This is a genomic window from Pseudomonas sp. GNP014, assembly GCF_054344005.1.
Genome location: NZ_JBTGUS010000001.1, coordinates 6,017,965 through 6,035,772, shown reverse-complemented (window position 1 = coordinate 6,035,772; position 17,808 = coordinate 6,017,965). Strand labels below are relative to the sequence as shown.

The window sequence follows — 17,808 nt, the reverse complement described above, 5'->3', positions numbered from 1 at the left end:
CAGAGTAATCGCAGCAAAGGAACAAGCGGTCAGCGTAGCGGGTGCTCAGTCGCCGGGCAATCCAAGGCTGTGCAGATGAGCGACCAGGCGCACTTGCAACTGATTGAGATGGGGCAAGTGCAGTTGATGGCGCGTGGCAACTTTGCAGGCGTGGCCCAATAGATAACTGATTTCGGTACGGCGTCGGCTGGCCACGTCCTGATACATCGAAGAGTAATTGGCCGCGGTGGCCAGGATCACCCGCTCGACTTCCTGTTGCAGGTTGTCTGCCGCTGCCGGTTGGCCGCAGCGCTGCAGTAACTCGGTCAGTTCCGCGCACAGGATAGTGACTTCACAGTGATGCGCCTGCAATCCACCGTTACGGCAGTCATGCAGCACGGTCAGCGGGTTGATCGCACAGTTGAGCGCCAGCTTGCGCCACAGCCGGGTGAGGATATCGGTGCTCCACTCATGAGGGATTTTCGCCGCGTCCAGATCATCCAGCCAGATCGGCGCCACCGCATGCGCGACGTCGCCGAGCCAGGTGTAGCCGTGACCGGCAAACACCACCCGCCAGTCGCCGTCGCGAAAGGCGCCTTCGGTGCTCGAGGCGCTGATGCAGCGTGCCTGCGGGACGCGGTTGGCGACGGCCTCCTGACTGCCGATGCCGTTTTGCAGCAAGATCAGTTCAGCGTCGGCTGTCAGGCGTGAAGCGAGGCCGGCGACGGCGTTTTCGGCGTCGTATGCCTTGCACGCCACGAGCAGGCGGCGGATCGGCTCTGGGTCGTCGGTCGTTTGCGCGGGGACGGCATAGGTGTTGGCTTCGCCGTGTTCGACCAGCGTCAGGCCGCCGGCTGCGTTATAGCTGCGCAAACGCTCGGCATCACGCACGATCAGCCGCACCGCCAGCCCCGCCCGGGCCAGGCGGGTGGCCCATAGCGTGCCGAGGCTGCCGGCGCCGAGAACGTGCCAGGGGGTGGACATCAGTTTTTCACTCGGTAAGGTACTGGCATGCAAGGCTCGCCGTATCGGTGGGAAAAGACCCGTTATAATGAGCCCGATTTTAACCGCAAGCCAAGCGCGCTCCATCCTCATCGGGCGCGCCTTTTTATTGGAGAGATTACATGCCGTCGTTCGACGTGGTATCCGAACTGGACAAACACGAGCTGACCAACGCGGTCGAGAACGCCGTGAAGGAACTCGATCGTCGTTATGACCTGAAAGGCAAAGGCAGCTTCGAGTTCAAGGAAAAGGACCTGACCGTCAACCTGACCGCTGAAGCCGGGTTCCAGCTGGAAGCGATGATCGAGATCCTGAAGCTGGCCCTGACCAAGCGCAAGATTGATGTGCAGTGCCTGGAAGTCAAAGACGCTTACGCCTCGGGCAAGCTGATGAAGCAGGACGCCATCCTCAAGGAAGGCATCGACAAGGAGCTGGCGAAGAAGATCGTCGCGCACATCAAGGACGCCAAGCTCAAGGTCCAGGCCGCCATCCAGGGCGAGCAGGTGCGTGTGACCGGCAAGAAGCGCGACGACCTGCAGGAAGCCATCGCGGCCCTGCGTGCCAAGGAATTCGGCATGCCACTGCAATTCAACAATTTCCGCGACTAAGCTTTCCGGTCGGGGAACCTCTCGGCGTTTTCAACGTCCGAGGGCCCAGCAGCGGCAGAAACGATTGAGCCCCAACAGGTTCAGTCTTTCTGCCGTTGATTTTTTACAGGCCGGGTAGCCGGAAATCAGGAGATAGAAGATGGATTTGAATGCTGAGGTAGACAACCTGGTCAAGGCATCCCAAGCGTGGATTCCGATGATCATGGAATACGGCAGCCGCGTGTTGCTGGCGGTGATTACCCTGGCGATCGGCTGGTGGCTGATCAACAAGGTCACGCAAAAACTCGGCGGTCTGCTGGCCCTGCGCAATGCCGACCTGGCGCTGCAAGGTTTTATCAGCAGCCTGGCGAACATCATTCTCAAGGTGCTGCTGATCGTCAGCGTGGCCTCGATGATCGGTGTGGAAACCACCTCGTTCGTGGCTGCGATCGGTGCGGCCGGTCTGGCCATCGGTCTGGCATTGCAAGGCAGCCTGGCGAACTTCGCCGGCGGCGTGCTGATTCTGCTGTTCCGCCCGTTCCGCATCGGTGACTGGATCGAAGCGCAGGGCGTGTCGGGTACGGTCGACAGCATCCAGATTTTCCACACCGTGCTGCGTACCGGCGACAACAAGACCATCATCGTGCCGAATGGCAACCTGTCGAACGGCATCATCACCAACACCAATCGTCAGCCAACCCGCAAAGTGGTGTTCGATGTAGGTGTCGATTACGAAGCCGATCTGCAAAAGGCCCGTCAGGTGCTGCTGGATCTGGCCAAAGATGAGCGTGTGCTGCAGGATCCTGCGCCGCAAGCCGTGATTTCGACACTGGGTGACAGTTCGATCACTGTTTCCCTGCGTGTCTGGGTTAAAACCGTAGACTATTGGGATGTAATGTTCATGTTTAACGAACAGTCGCGTGATCGTTTGAAGGCGGCCGGTATTGATATCCCGTTTCCACAGCGGGTGATCCGTGTGGTGCAGGAATCGGCAACATAATGATAGGTTGCTAATTAATTGCCTGACTTGTCGGTCAGTCAACTATGACAAGTGACAGGCAATAAAAAAGGCCCATCGCAAGATGGGCCTTTTTTTATGCTTCCAAACTAACCACTGACAATTACAGGATGTTCAGTGGGTATTCGGTGATCAGACGGAACTCTTTGACATCGCCTTCGCCTTCATCAGCGTTAGCAACGTGCCAGGCTTGACGGATGCGGAACGACAGATCTTTCGCTGGGCCAGACTGAACAACGTACTTGGCTTCGAAGTTGGTTTCGTGGTGTTTGCCGTCTTCACCGTAAAGACCGGTGTAAGCGCTACCCGCTGGGGTGTGGGTACCGTCGATATCCCAACCTTTAACGTAACGAACCATGAAGCTCAGACCAGGAACGCCGTACTCGGCCATTTTCAGGTCGTAACGAGCTTGCAGGGATTTCTCGCCTGGAGCGTTGAAGTCAGAGTACTGGATAGAGTTGGCGAGGAAGATCGAGTCGCCACCACGGTTGTTCTTGCCCACACCGACGTAGTCGAACGGGGTGTCGCCGTTGACCTTCTGGAAGCCCAGGGTGAAGGTATGTGCCTTCAGGAACGACAGGGCGGTTGCCAGCGAGAAGGCGGTGTTGCTGATGTCGCCCGCTTTGGCGCTGCCGGTGTCGGTGGTGCGGTAGATGTTGAAGTCAGTGTTCAGCGAAGTGTCACCACCGAATGGCGTGGTGAGGTTCACGTTCGCGTAGTACTGGTTCCAGATGTCTTCCAGCTTGGCGCCGTAGAGCGAAGCAGTCAGGTTTTCAGTGATGCCGTACTTGCCGCCGAAGTAGTCGATGGACTTGGCTTCAACGCCAGCGTAGTTAGCGTACAAGCCGCCGTTACGGGCGTTTTTGTCCTGGCTGGTCGCCGAGTAGAAGTGACCGGCTTCGAGGTCAAGGTCTTTGACTTCGCTGCTCTGCAACTGGAAGCCACTGGCAGATTGCGGAATAACACGCGAGCCGCCAACTGCGAACACAGGAGCCGTGCTTGGCTGCTGGTCGCCGATTTTCAACTCGGTTTTGGAAATACGGAATTTAACGGCTGCGCCGGCTTTGCCTTGGCTGTCGTTAACGTCGTGCGCATAACCGTTGGCCTTGACGGTGTCGCTACGGCTCATGTTGCCGGTGCCGGAAGTACCATCACCGCCATCCAGTTTGACCGCCAGGTAACCGAATGCATCGATACCGACGCCTACGGTGCCTTGGGTGTAGCCGGAAGTGAAATTGCCGAGGAAGCCCTGGGTCCAGTCTTTCTGATCGTGGCCACCGTTCTTGTTGTCGCGGTTGAAGTAGTAGTTCTTCAACGTCTCGGTGAGTTTCGCGTCTTCAACGAAACCTTTGGCTTCTGCCTGGTCACTAACAAACGGGGCGGCCGTAGCCACTTGAGTACTGGCTGCTGCTGCAACTGCCAGTGCGATCATGCTCCACTTCATCACGCGCATCGTGATTTGCTCCTTTGGTTTTAGAAGAGTACTGCCGTCCCACCTGTTTTATTATCTGGGCGGCTCTTTCTTTTTGTGTCGGCGCAAACTTATATCACGCCGACAATGTTGGCGATACTTGCTGATCCAACCTTTCAGCATCTTTACGACGTTGTCGCAGATGGCGTGGTGGATGTCGCAAATTCACAGTACCGACGCAGCCGGACTGACAACTTTCTCGCTGTTTTTTTTGCCTTCAGCATCGGTAAAAAAGAGTCCCTGGCAAAACACTTGAATCTCCATCGGGCAACCCTGCCACTGTTCTTATGGGGCTTAAGGCATCCACTTCCAGTGGTGCGCTTATAGTCCATATGGGTATGAATGCAACAAGCGTGCACAAACCGCAATTTTGCTGCGGTTATTTTTCTGAACACCCGCTTGAGCATGTGAAAACCTTGTGAAACCTAGGCTTCAAGACCGATTTTTTCAGTGCTTGACGCCTTTCCTTCTATGGTGTTGCCGCACCGTAAAGTGCGCGTGACAACCAAAAACGTTACCGGTTCACCCCGCCAGTGAGTATTTGGCGGATACCCGACGCACTCAGCGTAGACGCACTGTGCGGTTTTGGTGCAAAAAATTTTACAGCTGTTCCGGATTCATACAGTTGAGATCGGGCTGGAGGCTGAGCGCATCAGGGTTTTTCAGTCATTTCCTTGCTTTTGAAACCGATATGGGTGCTGTACTGGTGCGCGGCCTCGATAAATGTTCCATGCCGGGGCGGGCGCAGCGCTCGCGATCACAGCCTTCGTGAAGGTCGGCGCAATCGCAGGTATGCTGCCGTCCTGTCGCTTGGTGCGTCTTTCGCGAGAAGGGCCGCTAAGCTGAATAATGTCGATCAGCCGGGAGTGCGCGCAGTGTTTGCTTTAGATTCACGACTTCAACAGGACACGCTGGTCATCGGTGACTTTCCGCTGTGCCGGCTGCTGCTGTCCAATGACGCCAACTACCCGTGGTTCATCCTGGTGCCTCGTCGTGACGATATCAGCGAGTTGTTTCAGTTGGATGTCGCCGACCAGCAGCAGCTGTGGCAGGAAACCACCACGCTGGCCGAGTTGCTCAAGGATTCGTTCGACGCCGACAAGTTGAACGTGGCGACCCTGGGGAACGTCGTCAGTCAGTTGCACATGCATGTGATTGTGCGTAAGCGCGACGACGCCGCATGGCCGGCGCCGGTCTGGGGCAAGCACCCGGCCAGACCTTACAGCGCCGGGCAGGTGGCCGCGATTCGCGAGCGCCTGCGCCTGGTGCTGACCGAAGATTTCACGTTTCTGGAGGGCTGAATCATGAGCCTGGAACAACGCGTTACCGATCTGGAAAGCCGTCTGGCCTTTCAGGATGACACCATTCAGGCGTTGAACGACGTCCTGGTGGCGCAGCAGCGGGTAGTCGAGCGGCTGCAATTGCAGATGGCCGCATTGCTCAAGCGTCAGGAGGAGATGGTCGGGCAGTTCGAATCGTTCGAGGAAGAGGCGCCGCCGCCACACTATTGAGCCAGGAGCTCTTCTCCAGGCATAAAAAAACCGCGTACAGCCCAGGCTGTTCGCGGTTTTTTTTGCTTTGGATCAGCGACGCGGCAGAGCGGCGATCACGTCTTCGGCTTGCAGACCCTTGTCCCGGTTCATCACCGAGAACTCCACGCGCTGGCCTTCGACCAGAACGCGGTGGCCTTCGCCACGGATGGCGCGAAAGTGCACGAAAATATCATCGCCGGAATCCCGGGAGATAAAGCCGAAGCCTTTGGAAGTGTTGAACCACTTGACGGTACCGGTATCGCGGTTGCTCATGTCGTAGCTGGTTGGCGCGGCGGCAGGTGAAGACTTATAGAAGCTGACGGCCAGGTGCAGGATCACGGCCACCAGGGCAATCGCCAGGCTGAACAGCACGGCTGGCTGGCCGGCGATGACAGGCATCGGCGCGATCAGGGTCAGCGTTTGCAGGACGACGGTCAGAATCAGAAGCGCGCTGACCAGGTTTTGCAGATGCTGACGCGGGCCCTTGTTCCAGTACGGGATCACTGGGGCGAGAAGCAGGTTCAGCAGGCCGAAAAAGGCCAGGTAAAGTGCATCGGGTTGTTGCAGGTAGGGAACAGCTTCGGATTTCAAGCTAGGGATGAACGACAGCAGCAATGCCGCTGCGCCCATTAGCAGGTGGACGATTTTCAACATTTTGATTGGCTCACGTTTTATGACGGCTCACAAGGAAGAGCTGAAGGCGCACGGTTCGCTTCGAACAAAATAAAGAGGCGGTAGGCACGTACACGTCATCAGCCTATGCGCCACGCCCCGAAAAATGGGGCGTGGCGACACACTGCCTATTTAACAGCAAAGCCTGCGGCTACTCAAATCAGCCCGGCCAGCGGCATGGCGACGGTCGATTTGTCGCAGGCTGTGCACCCGATCAGGGCTGCGGGCTGTCAATAGCCTTGCTAGAGTGGGTCTGCACCTGTTGGATGAATTCAATCGCCGTTAGGGGGTAAACATGGCAATCGATATCGGTATCAGTGAAGAGGATCGCAAGTCCATCGTTGAGGGGCTGTCGCGTCTGCTGTCGGACACCTACGTGCTGTATCTGAAAACCCATAACTTCCACTGGAACGTGACCGGTCCCATGTTCCGTACGCTGCATTTGATGTTCGAAGAGCAATACAACGAACTGGCGCTGGCCGTGGACTTGATCGCCGAGCGTATCCGGGCCCTGGGGTTCCCGGCACCGGGCGCCTATGCCACTTACGCACGTCTTTCTTCTATCAAGGAGGAGGAGGGTGTCCCGAGCGCGGAGGCCATGATCAAACAACTGGTCGAGGGACAGGAAGCCGTGACCCGCACCGCGCGCGGCATTTTCCCGCTGCTGGACAAGGTCAGCGACGAGCCGACGGCCGACTTGTTGACCCAGCGTATGCAAGTGCATGAGAAAACTGCATGGATGTTGCGCGCCTTGCTCGAGGCCTGACCGACGGCGCGCGCGGGCAGGCCTGAGGGTTGCTCGCGCGCTGTCCGCAATCTTACTGCTGTCGTTGGCTTATCCTACGTTGATGGTCAATAAGTCATCTGGATATAACTTTGCGTCTGCGCTTTTATGAAGGCCACAGGGAGTGACTTTCACAACAGGCAGAGATGACAAAGGAGTGTCACCGATATGGTAGATGGAGACAGGCGAGGCGACAGCCATACTGGCGTGCCTCATGCGTTGAGAGTCGATTCGTTCGTCAATGAATTCGACATGTCATTGATCCGGCCGTTATCCCGGTCCGTTCGTTTGAATGGTTATGCGACCTGCCTGAGACTGGAGCAGGTCTACTGGAACATCCTCGGCCAGATGGCCGCCGACAATCGTTGTTCGGTCAGTTCACTGTTGTCCCGCGTCGATCGCGAAGTGCAATTGCGTCACGGGGGGGTGAAAAACTTCAGTGCACTGGTTCGGGTCGTGTGCGTGATGAACGGCGCCAAGGAGAAGGCGCCCGCCATTGCGCTTTGAAAACGGCGGTCGTCAGTAAGGTCGCGGCCTGTGCAGTCTTACGGCTGCACAGGCCGCATTTAATGGATATAATCCCGCTCTTTCGCCGCAAAGCCCTGCGCGCGGTGGCAATCTGATCGCCGAGACACCCCCATGCCGATGTACGATTACCAATGTGCTTCCTGTGGTCATCAGTTGGAAGCCATTCAAAAGATCAGCGAGGCACCGCTGGTCGACTGCCCTGCCTGCCAGGCGCCAGAGCTCCGGAAACAGCTGTCCATGCCAGGCTTTCGCCTCAGCGGCAGCGGTTGGTACGAAACCGATTTCAAGACCGGCGCCAAGAAGAATCTGGCCGGTGGCGACAAATCTGACTAGGGTTCAGGCCCAGGTCGAACGACACGCGTGAGTTTCTACATGTCGCACAATGCTTGAGTGCGGCGGGATCTCCACCGAATTTCGAATTACGAGAAGCGAACCACTACCATGATGCGCAGCCACTATTGCGGCCAACTGAATGAAAGCCTGGAAGGCCAGGAAATTACCCTTTGCGGATGGGTTCACCGTCGCCGCGACCACGGCGGGGTGATTTTCCTCGATATCCGTGACCGTGATGGTCTGGCTCAGGTGGTGTTTGACCCGGATCGCGCCGAGAGCTTCGCCGCCGCTGACCGTGTGCGCAGCGAGTACGTGGTGAAGATCACCGGTAAAGTGCGTCTGCGTCCGGCCGGCGCGACCAACGCCAACATGGCGTCGGGCATGATCGAAGTGCTGGGTTACGAGCTGGAAGTGCTGAACGAGTCGGAAACCCCGCCGTTCCCGCTCAACGAATACTCCGACGTCGGCGAAGAAACCCGCCTGCGCTATCGCTTCCTCGACCTGCGTCGTCCGGAAATGGCCGAGAAGCTGCGTCTGCGTTCGCGCATGACCACCAGCATTCGTCGCTACCTCGACGAGAACGGCTTCCTTGACGTGGAAACGCCGATCCTGACTCGCGCAACGCCAGAAGGCGCCCGTGACTATCTGGTGCCAAGCCGTACTCACGCCGGTTCGTTCTTCGCCCTGCCGCAATCGCCGCAGCTGTTCAAGCAACTGCTGATGGTCGCCGGCTTCGACCGCTACTACCAGATCGCCAAGTGCTTCCGCGACGAAGACCTGCGTGCCGACCGTCAGCCTGAGTTCACTCAGATCGACATCGAGACCAGCTTCCTCGACGAAAAAGACATCATGGGCCTGACCGAAGGCATGATCCGCAACCTGTTCAAGGAAGTGCTGGATCTGGAATTCGGCGAATTCCCGCACATGACCTTCGAAGAAGCCATGCGTCGTTACGGCTCCGACAAGCCGGACCTGCGTAACCCGCTGGAACTGGTCGATGTTGCCGATCAACTCAAAGAAGTTGAATTCAAGGTCTTCAGCGGCCCGGCCAACGATCCGAAATGCCGTATCGCCGCACTGCGCGTTCCAGGCGGCGCGAGCATGCCGCGCAAGCAGATCGACGACTACACCAAGTTCGTCGGCATCTACGGTGCCAAGGGCCTGGCGTACATCAAGGTCAACGAGCGTGCTGCCGGTGTTGAAGGCCTGCAGTCGCCGATCGTGAAGAACATCCCTGAAGACAAGCTGAACGTGATCCTCGATCGCGTCGATGCTGTCGATGGCGACATCGTGTTCTTCGGCGCCGACAAGGCCAAGATCGTCAGTGAAGCCCTGGGCGCGCTGCGGATCAAGCTCGGTCACGATCTGGACCTGCTGACCTGCAAGTGGGCACCGATGTGGGTCGTTGATTTCCCGATGTTCGAAGAAAACGACGACGGCAGCTTCTCGGCCCTGCACCACCCGTTCACTGCGCCGAAGTGCTCTCCTGAAGAACTGGAAGCCAATCCGGCCGGCGCACTGTCCCGTGCGTACGACATGGTTTTGAACGGCACTGAACTGGGTGGCGGTTCGATCCGTATCCACCGCAAGGAAATGCAGCAAGCGGTGTTCCGTCTGCTGGGTATCAATGAAGCAGAACAGGAAGAGAAATTCGGCTTCCTGCTCGACGCGCTGAAGTACGGTGCACCGCCGCACGGTGGTCTGGCCTTCGGTCTGGACCGTCTGGTGATGCTGATGACCGGCGCCCAGTCGATCCGTGAAGTGATCGCCTTCCCGAAAACCCAGAGCGCTGCCGACGTCATGACGCAAGCACCGGGTGTGGTGGATGCCAAGGCGCTGCGCGAACTGCACATCCGTTTGCGCGAAACGCCAAAGGCTGAGTAAGACGGGCCTGAAGGCGCATCTTCGGATGCGCCTTTTTTCTTTCCAGAGAGAGCAGGTCGAGATTTTTTTGTTTGCCGGCCAGCGCAGTTTCGCGCGGCGGGCAACGTTTCAAAGAGAATTCGGAGCGAGTTATGGCAGGTCATTCCAAGTGGGCGAACATCAAGCACCGCAAAGAACGTCAGGATGCCAAGAGAGGCAAGATTTTCACCAAGTGGATCCGTGAACTGACCGTTGCCGCCCGTCAGGGCGGCGGCGATCCGGGTTCCAACCCGCGTCTGCGTCTGGCCCTGGACAAGGCGCTGGGTGCAAACATGAGCCGCGACATCATCGACCGCGCCGTGGCCCGTGGCGCCGGTGCGACCGAAGCGGACAACGTCGAGGAGCTGACCTACGAAGGGTACGGCCCGGGCGGCGTGGCGGTGATGGTCGAGTGCATGACCGACAACCGCAACCGTACTGCCGCCGCCGTGCGCCATGCGTTCAGCAAATGCGGGGGCAACCTTGGCACCGACGGTTCGGTGGCCTACCTGTTCGAACGCAAGGGCCAGATCAGCTTCGCGCCGGGCGTTGACGAGGACGCCTTGACCGAAGCGGCGCTGGAAGCCGATGCCGACGACGTGGTGACCCACGACGACGGTTCGATCGACGTGTTCACCTCGTTCACCAGCTTCTACGCCGTGCGCAACGCGCTGGAAGCGGCCGGGTTCAAGGGCGATGACGCGGAAATCGTGATGCAGCCGACCACCAGTGCCGAGCTGGATCTGGAAGGCGCGGAGAAGGTGCTCAAGATGATCGACATGCTTGAGGACCTGGATGACGTGCAGAACGTCTATTCCAATGCGGACATTCCGGAAGACGTGGCCGCTCAGCTCGGTTAAGAGCGACTAGGCTTGAATGTGGGAGCTGGCTTGCCAGCGATGGCGTCGACCCATCAGGTAATGATGGCGCTTGACACTCCGTCATCGCTGGCAAGCCAGCTCCCACATTTGTTTTTGTGTTATTTCGAACCAGCAGGCCTATGACTTTAATTCTTGGTATCGACCCCGGCTCGCGCATCACCGGTTACGGGATTGTTCGCGATACCGGGCGCGGTGGCTGTATCTACGTGGCCTCGGGCTGTATCCGCACCGGCGCCGGCGAGCTGCATGAGCGTCTGCAGATCGTCTATCGCGGCGTGCGTGAAATCATTCAGACCTACGGTCCGGTCACCATGGGCATCGAAAAAGTGTTCATGGCAAAAAATGCCGATTCAGCGCTGAAGCTGGGACAGGCCCGCGGGGCTGCTATTGTGGCGGGCGCTGAAGAGTGCCTGGAGATTGCCGAGTACACTGCAACACAGGTCAAGCAAGCCGTGGTCGGCACCGGGGCGGCTAATAAAGAACAAGTGCAGATGATGGTCATGCACATGCTGAAACTGACCAGCAAACCGCAGATCGATGCTTCGGATGCCCTGGCGATCGCCATTTGTCACGCGCACACCCGCTCCAGTCTGTTGCCTCACGGTCTGGGCGCCGCACGCAGTCGTGGCGGGCGCTTGCGTCTCTGATAGCATCAGCATCAATTTTTCCGGAATGCGGATGGCGCCCCAGGGTTGTCGGCACGCAACCCGCATTCCAACAGTCGCCAGCCCCCGGCTGGCCAGTGCTCAAGGATCTGAAACGTGATTGGACGCTTGCGCGGTACTCTGGCTGAGAAGCAGCCGCCGCACCTGATTCTGGATGTAAATGGCCTTGGGTATGAGCTGGAAGTGCCCATGACCACCCTTTATCGCCTGCCGTCGGTCGGTGAACCACTGACCCTGCATACCCATTTGGTCGTGCGCGAAGACGCGCAGTTACTCTATGGTTTTGCCGGCAAGCGTGAGCGAGACTTTTTTCGCGAGTTGATCCGTCTCAATGGTGTCGGGCCGAAGCTGGCGCTGGCACTGATGTCGAGCCTGGAAGTCGACGAGCTGATTCGCTGTGTGCAGTCGCAAGACACCTCGGCGTTGACCAAGGTGCCGGGGGTTGGCAAGAAGACTGCCGAACGTTTGCTGGTCGAACTCAAGGATCGCTTCAAGGCCTGGGAAACCTCGCCGGCGATGTTTGCTCTGGTGCCGAACCAGCCTGACGGCCCGGCGCCGGTCAATACCGCCGAAAACGACGCGGTCAGCGCGCTGATTTCCCTGGGTTACAAGCCGCAGGAAGCGAGCAAGGCGATTTCCGCGATCAAGGACAAGAATTTGAGCAGTGAAGACATGATCCGCCGCGCCCTGAAGGGAATGATTTAAGTGATTGAAGCTGATCGTCTGATCGCCGCCGCGCACAGTCCGCGCGAGCGCGAAGAAGTCCAGGACCGGGCCATCCGCCCGGTCAGTCTGGCCGACTATATAGGCCAGCCGACGGTACGCGAGCAGATGGAGCTGTTCATTCAGGCTGCCCGTGGCCGAAACGAATCCCTCGACCATACGTTGATTTTCGGCCCGCCGGGGCTGGGCAAGACCACGCTGGCCAACATCATCGCCCAGGAAATGGGCGTGTCGATCAAAAGCACGTCGGGCCCGGTGCTCGAGCGTCCCGGCGATCTCGCCGCGCTGCTGACCAACCTTGAACCGCACGACGTGTTGTTCATCGACGAAATCCATCGCCTGTCGCCGATCGTTGAAGAGGTGCTGTACCCGGCGATGGAAGACTTCCAGCTCGACATCATGATCGGTGAAGGACCGGCGGCGCGTTCGATCAAACTCGATTTGCCACCGTTTACGCTGGTGGGTGCAACCACCCGGGCCGGCATGCTGACCAATCCGTTGCGTGACCGTTTCGGTATCGTCCAGCGTCTTGAGTTCTACAGCACCGCTGACCTGTCGACCATTGTCAGTCGCTCGGCGAACATTCTCGGCTTGCCGCTCGATCCGGACGGCGCCTTTGAAGTGGCACGCCGGGCTCGCGGGACGCCGCGAATCGCCAACCGGCTGTTGCGCCGGGTGCGCCGATTTCGCCGAAGTGCGGGCCAAGGGGCATATCACCAAAGCAGTGGCGGACCTGGCGTTGAACCTGCTGGATGTCGATGAACATGGTTTCGATCATCAGGACCAGGCGTCTGTTGCTGACCATGATCGAGAAGTTCGATGGCGGTCCGGTGGGGGTCGACAGCCTCGCCGCTGCCATCAGCGAAGAGCGCCACACCATCGAAGATGTGCTGGAGCCGTATCTGATTCAGCAGGGCTACATCATGCGCACGCCGCGGGGCCGGGTGGTGACGCGACATGCCTATCTGCACTTCGGTTTAAACATTCCGTCACGAATGGGCGAAATGCCCGTGGCAGACGAGTTTCTCGATGCCGTCGACGACTGATACACATTTTTTGGCGATTTATTCAGGGTTTGTACTGTCAGAGGACGGTACTTTTGCGGTAAAGCCGCGAATCAATGAAAAACAGTTGTCTGGCCGGATTGGCAACCTGAGGAGTAAGCACTAGAGTATGCGCGCGCAAAACGGGCTTGAGCCGTTCGCACATCGTTGTCGCGTTTATTACGAGGACACCGATGCGGGCGGCATCGTGTATTACGTTAATTACCTCAAGTTTATGGAACGGGCTCGAACCGAGCGGCTCCGCGAGCTGGGCTTTGCCCAATCGCAGCTGGCAGGGGAGGACCTGTTGTTCGTCGTGCATTCCAGCGAAGCGCGTTATCACGCGCCGGCGCGACTGGACGATGAACTGCTGGTAAGCGCTGATGTAATCGAATTGAACCGTGCCAGCCTGCGCTTCAAACAGCAGGTCAGGCGGGCAACGGATAATGTGCTGCTCTGTGAAGGGCAGTTTTTGGTGGCCTGTGTGCGCACTAACAGTTTGAAACCCCGGGCCCTTCCCGATGATCTGCGTGCGGCCTTCGCCGACGCGGTCGGTCCGGGTACACACTCTAAGCAGGAGATAAAGCGTGGAAGCTAACGTCGTCGACCATTCCTCCATGTGGAGCCTGGTCAGCAATGCCAGCATCGTGGTGCAGTTGGTAATGTTGACTCTGGTGGCCGCATCGGTGACCTCATGGATCATGATCTTTCAGCGCAGCAACCTGCTGCGTGCCGGTCGACGCGCCCTGGAGAGCTTCGAGGAGCGCTTCTGGTCGGGCATCGACCTGTCCAAGCTGTACCGTCAGGCGGGCAGCAACCCGGACCCGGATTCGGGTGTGGAGCAGATCTTCCGTGCCGGTTTCAAGGAATTCTCCCGTCTGCGTCAGCAGCCTGGCGTCGATCCTGAAGCGGTGATGGAAGGCGTGGCCCGTGCCATGCGCGTCGCCATCTCCCGCGAAGAAGAGAAACTGGAACAGAGCCTGCCGTTCCTCGCCACTGTCGGTTCGGTCAGCCCGTACATCGGTCTGTTCGGTACTGTATGGGGCATCATGAACTCCTTCCGCGGTCTGGCCAGCGCCCAGCAAGCGACCCTGGCCACCGTGGCTCCGGGTATCGCCGAAGCCCTGATCGCCACGGCGATCGGCCTGTTTGCCGCGATCCCGGCCGTTATCGCTTACAACCGTTTCTCTGCCCGCAGCGAAACCTTGCTGAGCCGCTACTACACCTTCGCCGATGAATTCCAGGCGATCCTGCACCGCAAAGTGCACACCAGCGAAGAATAAGCAGGTATTTCCGATGGCTTTAATCGCTCGAGCCCGAAACAAGCGCAAGCCGGTCGCCGAGATGAACGTAGTGCCTTACATCGACGTGATGCTGGTACTGCTGGTCATCTTCATGGTGACCGCGCCGATGCTCAATCAGGGCGTGAAAGTGGATCTGCCCAAGGTTTCCAGCGAAGCCTTGCCGCAGGACAACAACACTCAGGTGCTGACGATTTCGATCAAGGCTGACAAGACCTATTACTGGAACCTTGGCAGCGAAGTCGATACCGAGAAGCAGCAGGACAGGGCCATGACCCTGCCGCAGATGACCGACGCGGTGACCAAGATCATTCGTGCCGGCACCGAAGGCGGCAAGCGTACCCAGGTCTTTATCCGCGGCGACAAATCCGTCGATTACGGCGCCGTCATGGGCGCCATGGGCGGGTTGCAGAAAGCCGGGGTCGGTAATGTTGGTTTGATTACCGAGGCCCCCTGATGCAGCAACAGCGAGAGCCGTCCGCCTCGGAAAGCTACTTCTGGCCTAGTGTTCTGGCGATTGTCCTGCACGTGCTGGTGTTCGGCATGCTGTTCGTCAGTTTCGCCTTCACACCAGAACTGCCGCCGGCCAAGCCGATTGTCCAGGCGACCCTGTATCAACTGAAATCGAAAAGTCAGGCAACCACCCAGACCAATCAGAAGATTGCGGGTGAGGCGAAGAAATCCGCCGCGCGCCAGACTGAAGTCGAGCAGATGGAGCAGAAAAAGGTCGAGCAGGAAGCGGTGAAGGCTGCGGAACAAAAGAAAGAAGAAGCGGCTCAAAAGGCCGAGGAAGCCAAGAAGGCCGACGAGGCGAAGAAAGCGGACGAAGCGAAGAAGGCTGATGAAGCCAAGAAAGCCGACGACGCGAAGAAAGCCGAGGCCAAGAAGGCAGAAGAGAAACAATTGGCTGATATAGCCAAGAAGAAAGCCGAAGAAGAAGCCAAAAAGGCAGCTGAAGAAGAGGCCAAGAAAGCGGCCGCTGAAGAAGCCAAGAAGAAAATCGTCGAAGACGCGAAGAAGAAAGCCGCCGAAGACGCCAAGAAGAAAGCTGAAGCTGAAGAGGCGAAGAAGAAAGTCGCCGACGAAGCGAAGAAGAAAGCTGCTGCCGATGCTGCGAAGAAGAAATCGCAGGAAGCGGCACGTAAATCCGCCGAAGAGAAAAAGGCTCAGGCCCTGGCTGATTTGCTTTCCGACACGCCGCAGCGTCAGCAGGCCTTGGCCGATGAGCAGGGTGACGAAGTCGCGGGCAGTTTCGATGACTTGATTCGTGCACGGGCAGCAGAAGGTTGGGCTCGTCCTCCTTCGGCACGCAAAGGCATGACGGTCGTGCTGCAGATTGGCATGTTGCCGGACGGTACGGTGACTTCGGTCAGCGTGGCCAAGTCCAGTGGCGACGGTCCGTTCGATGCCTCGGCAGTGGCGGCGGTGAAGAATATTGGACGTTTGACAGAAATGCAGGGAATGAAGGCGAGCGATTTCGCTCCATATCGTTCATTCAAGATGACATTCACACCTGAGGACTTAGCCTTGTGAGAAACCTTCTTCGAGGAATGCTGGTCGTGATCTGCTGCATGGCAGGGATCGCGATGGCTGATGAAAAGAACATTCTGGTCACCAGCGGCAGCGATCGGGCTACTCCGATCGCCGTTGTACCGTTCGGTTTCCAGGGCGGTGCCGTCCTGCCGGATGACATGGCTGAAATCATTGGTAACGATTTGCGCAACTCGGGCTATTACTCGCCGATTCCAAAGCAAAACATGATCAGCCAGCCAAGCCAGCCGAGCGAAATCATCTTCCGTGACTGGAAGGCGGTGGGTGCTCAATACATGATGGTCGGCAGCATCGTTCCAGCGGGCGGTCGCCTGCAGGTGCAATGGGCGCTGTTCAACGTGGCCACCGAGCAGAAAGTGGCTGACGGCAGCGTTTCCGGTACCACCGAGCAACTGCGTGACATGGCGCACTACATCTCTGACCAGTCGTTCGAGAAACTCACCGGTATCAAAGGTGCGTTCTCGACCCGTCTGCTGTACGTCACAGCCGAGCGTTTTTCCGAGAAGAACACTCGCTACACCCTGCAGCGTTCGGACTACGATGGTGCTCGCGCGGTGACCCTGCTGCAATCGCGCGAGCCGATCCTGTCGCCGCGTTTCGCGCCGGATGGCAAACGCATTGCCTATGTGTCGTTCGAGCAGAAGCGTCCGCGCATCTTCATGCAGAACATCGACACCGGTCGCCGTGAGCAGATCACCAACTTCGAAGGCCTGAACGGTGCGCCTGCCTGGTCGCCGGATGGCAATCGCCTGGCGTTCGTGCTGTCGAAAGACGGTAACCCGGACATCTACGTGATGAACCTCGGTTCGCGTCAGATCACTCGCGTCACTGCGGGCCCTGGCATCAACACCGAACCGTACTGGGGCAAGGATGGCTCGACCATCTACTTCACGTCGGACCGTGGCGGCAAGCCACAGATCTACAAAACCAGCGCCAGTGGCGGTGGTGCCGAGCGTGTGACCTTCATCGGTAACTACAACGCCAACCCGAAACTTTCGGCTGACGAAAAGACCCTGGTGATGATCCATCGTCAGGACGGTTTCACCAATTTCAAAGTGGCGGCTCAGGATTTGCAGCGCGGAAGTGTAAAAATCCTAACTGATAGCACTCTGGACGAGTCGCCTACTGTTGCGCCCAACGGCACCATGGTAATCTACGCCACCCGCCAGCAGGGCCGGGGAGTCTTGATGCTCGTGTCCATTAATGGACGCGTGAGGCTCCCGCTTCCTACCGCTCAAGGCGAAGTCAGAAAACCGTCCTGGTCCCCTTACCTGAACTGACGCGGCGCTTTACGTTTTACTTAACACACTGGGGTTCATTAGGAGTTTCACGATGGAAATGCTGAAGTTTGGTAAATTTGCTGCGCTGGCTCTGGCCATGGCTGTAGCTGTAGGTTGCTCGTCCAAAGGCGGCGACAACGCCGGTGAAGGCGCTGTTGATCCAAACGCTGGTTACGGCGCAAACACTGGTGCCGTTGACGGTTCCCTGAGCGAAGAAGCTGCTCTGCGCGCAATCACCACCTTCTACTTCGAATACGACAGCTCGGACCTGAAGCCAGAAGCCATGCGCGCTCTGGACGTTCACGCCAAAGACCTGAAAGCAAACGGCGCTCGCGTTGTTCTGGAAGGCAACACCGACGAACGTGGTACTCGTGAGTACAACATGGCACTGGGCGAGCGTCGTGCGAAAGCCGTTCAACGCTACCTGGTACTGCAAGGTGTTTCCCCAGCTCAGCTGGAACTGGTTTCCTACGGCGAAGAGCGTCCAGTTGCTACCGGCAACGACGAGCAGTCCTGGGCTCAAAACCGTCGCGTCGAACTGCGTAAGTAATTCGAT

At 58.2% G+C, this 17,808-nt stretch carries 20 protein-coding genes and 1 pseudogene; 18 read left to right on the top strand and 3 right to left on the bottom strand.

What is annotated here, in order from left to right; all coding sequences use genetic code 11:
* Positions 1 to 45: 45 nt before the first annotated feature.
* Positions 46 to 963: a putative 2-dehydropantoate 2-reductase gene (locus ACXX9E_RS27235; RefSeq protein WP_458556482.1), complete on the bottom strand. Its 918-nt coding sequence runs from the start codon at positions 961 to 963 to the stop codon at positions 46 to 48.
* Between the two features lie 140 nt (positions 964 to 1,103).
* Here ACXX9E_RS27235 and ACXX9E_RS27230 point away from each other — a divergent pair, with 140 nt between their 5' ends.
* Positions 1,104 to 1,589, top strand: a complete 486-nt coding sequence (locus ACXX9E_RS27230; RefSeq protein ID WP_003227548.1) for a YajQ family cyclic di-GMP-binding protein — start codon at positions 1,104 to 1,106, stop codon at positions 1,587 to 1,589.
* Between the two features lie 139 nt (positions 1,590 to 1,728).
* Positions 1,729 to 2,568, top strand: coding sequence for a mechanosensitive ion channel family protein (locus tag ACXX9E_RS27225; protein WP_458556481.1), 840 nt, complete (start codon positions 1,729 to 1,731; stop codon positions 2,566 to 2,568).
* Positions 2,569 to 2,689: 121 nt separating this feature from the next.
* Here the strand turns inward: ACXX9E_RS27225 and ACXX9E_RS27220 are convergent, their stop codons facing one another.
* Entirely contained in the window at positions 2,690 to 4,039 is a 1,350-nt protein-coding gene (locus ACXX9E_RS27220; RefSeq protein WP_186748195.1) for an OprD family porin, read from the bottom strand.
* An 893-nt stretch (positions 4,040 to 4,932) separates the two neighbouring features.
* On the opposite strand from ACXX9E_RS27220, the gene ACXX9E_RS27215 reads away from it, so the two are divergent.
* Positions 4,933 to 5,358 carry an HIT family protein gene (locus ACXX9E_RS27215; RefSeq protein WP_123467222.1) on the top strand — a complete coding sequence of 142 codons (426 nt, stop codon included), beginning with the start codon at positions 4,933 to 4,935 and terminating at the stop codon, positions 5,356 to 5,358.
* A 3-nt stretch (positions 5,359 to 5,361) separates the two neighbouring features.
* Positions 5,362 to 5,568 carry a SlyX family protein gene (locus tag ACXX9E_RS27210; RefSeq protein WP_123467221.1) on the top strand — a complete coding sequence of 69 codons (207 nt, stop codon included), beginning with the start codon at positions 5,362 to 5,364 and terminating at the stop codon, positions 5,566 to 5,568.
* A gap of 72 nt (positions 5,569 to 5,640) precedes the next feature.
* Here ACXX9E_RS27210 and ACXX9E_RS27205 read toward each other — a convergent pair whose 3' ends face one another.
* The gene (locus tag ACXX9E_RS27205) at positions 5,641 to 6,243 is read right to left on the bottom strand and encodes a cold-shock protein (RefSeq protein WP_123467219.1); all 603 of its coding nucleotides are present in this window, start codon (positions 6,241 to 6,243) and stop codon (positions 5,641 to 5,643) included.
* Between the two features lie 313 nt (positions 6,244 to 6,556).
* Here ACXX9E_RS27205 and ACXX9E_RS27200 point away from each other — a divergent pair, with 313 nt between their 5' ends.
* The 14 genes and pseudogenes from ACXX9E_RS27200 (at position 6,557) to pal (ending at position 17,802) form a co-directional block, all read left to right on the top strand.
* On the top strand, positions 6,557 to 7,027 hold the full coding sequence (locus tag ACXX9E_RS27200; protein ID WP_123467217.1) for a Dps family protein: 471 nt from the start codon (positions 6,557 to 6,559) through the stop codon (positions 7,025 to 7,027).
* A gap of 186 nt (positions 7,028 to 7,213) precedes the next feature.
* Positions 7,214 to 7,552: a ribbon-helix-helix domain-containing protein gene (locus ACXX9E_RS27195; RefSeq protein ID WP_128616506.1), complete on the top strand. Its 339-nt coding sequence runs from the start codon at positions 7,214 to 7,216 to the stop codon at positions 7,550 to 7,552.
* A gap of 132 nt (positions 7,553 to 7,684) precedes the next feature.
* Positions 7,685 to 7,906 (top strand): FmdB family zinc ribbon protein, encoded by a 222-nt coding sequence (locus tag ACXX9E_RS27190; protein ID WP_025112785.1) that lies wholly within the window; start codon positions 7,685 to 7,687, stop codon positions 7,904 to 7,906.
* A gap of 108 nt (positions 7,907 to 8,014) precedes the next feature.
* Positions 8,015 to 9,790, top strand: a complete 1,776-nt coding sequence (gene aspS / locus ACXX9E_RS27185) for an aspartate--tRNA ligase (protein ID WP_458556480.1) — start codon at positions 8,015 to 8,017, stop codon at positions 9,788 to 9,790.
* 131 nt (positions 9,791 to 9,921) lie between these two features.
* Positions 9,922 to 10,668, top strand: a complete 747-nt coding sequence (locus ACXX9E_RS27180; protein ID WP_123467211.1) for a YebC/PmpR family DNA-binding transcriptional regulator — start codon at positions 9,922 to 9,924, stop codon at positions 10,666 to 10,668.
* Between the two features lie 140 nt (positions 10,669 to 10,808).
* Positions 10,809 to 11,336 carry a crossover junction endodeoxyribonuclease RuvC gene (gene ruvC, locus ACXX9E_RS27175; protein WP_123467209.1) on the top strand — a complete coding sequence of 176 codons (528 nt, stop codon included), beginning with the start codon at positions 10,809 to 10,811 and terminating at the stop codon, positions 11,334 to 11,336.
* Between the two features lie 114 nt (positions 11,337 to 11,450).
* On the top strand, positions 11,451 to 12,059 hold the full coding sequence (ruvA, locus tag ACXX9E_RS27170) for a Holliday junction branch migration protein RuvA (protein WP_123467207.1): 609 nt from the start codon (positions 11,451 to 11,453) through the stop codon (positions 12,057 to 12,059).
* A pseudogene (gene ruvB / locus ACXX9E_RS27165) lies at positions 12,060 to 13,123 on the top strand (Holliday junction branch migration DNA helicase RuvB).
* Between the two features lie 127 nt (positions 13,124 to 13,250).
* Positions 13,251 to 13,718, top strand: coding sequence for a tol-pal system-associated acyl-CoA thioesterase (gene ybgC / locus ACXX9E_RS27160; protein WP_123467202.1), 468 nt, complete (start codon positions 13,251 to 13,253; stop codon positions 13,716 to 13,718).
* On the top strand, positions 13,708 to 14,403 hold the full coding sequence (tolQ, locus tag ACXX9E_RS27155; protein ID WP_007912733.1) for a protein TolQ: 696 nt from the start codon (positions 13,708 to 13,710) through the stop codon (positions 14,401 to 14,403). The genes ybgC and tolQ overlap by 11 nt, the downstream gene beginning before the upstream one ends.
* A 22-nt stretch (positions 14,404 to 14,425) precedes the next feature.
* Positions 14,426 to 14,878: a protein TolR gene (gene tolR / locus ACXX9E_RS27150; RefSeq protein ID WP_161794900.1), complete on the top strand. Its 453-nt coding sequence runs from the start codon at positions 14,426 to 14,428 to the stop codon at positions 14,876 to 14,878.
* On the top strand, positions 14,878 to 15,954 hold the full coding sequence (gene tolA, locus ACXX9E_RS27145; RefSeq protein ID WP_123467200.1) for a cell envelope integrity protein TolA: 1,077 nt from the start codon (positions 14,878 to 14,880) through the stop codon (positions 15,952 to 15,954). Before tolR ends, tolA begins: the two co-directional genes overlap by 1 nt.
* Before the next feature lie 17 nt (positions 15,955 to 15,971).
* Positions 15,972 to 17,252: a Tol-Pal system beta propeller repeat protein TolB gene (gene tolB, locus ACXX9E_RS27140; protein WP_458556621.1), complete on the top strand. Its 1,281-nt coding sequence runs from the start codon at positions 15,972 to 15,974 to the stop codon at positions 17,250 to 17,252.
* 52 nt (positions 17,253 to 17,304) lie between these two features.
* Positions 17,305 to 17,802 (top strand): peptidoglycan-associated lipoprotein Pal, encoded by a 498-nt coding sequence (gene pal / locus ACXX9E_RS27135; RefSeq protein ID WP_003178634.1) that lies wholly within the window; start codon positions 17,305 to 17,307, stop codon positions 17,800 to 17,802.
* The last annotated feature ends 6 nt before the right edge of the window (positions 17,803 to 17,808 follow it).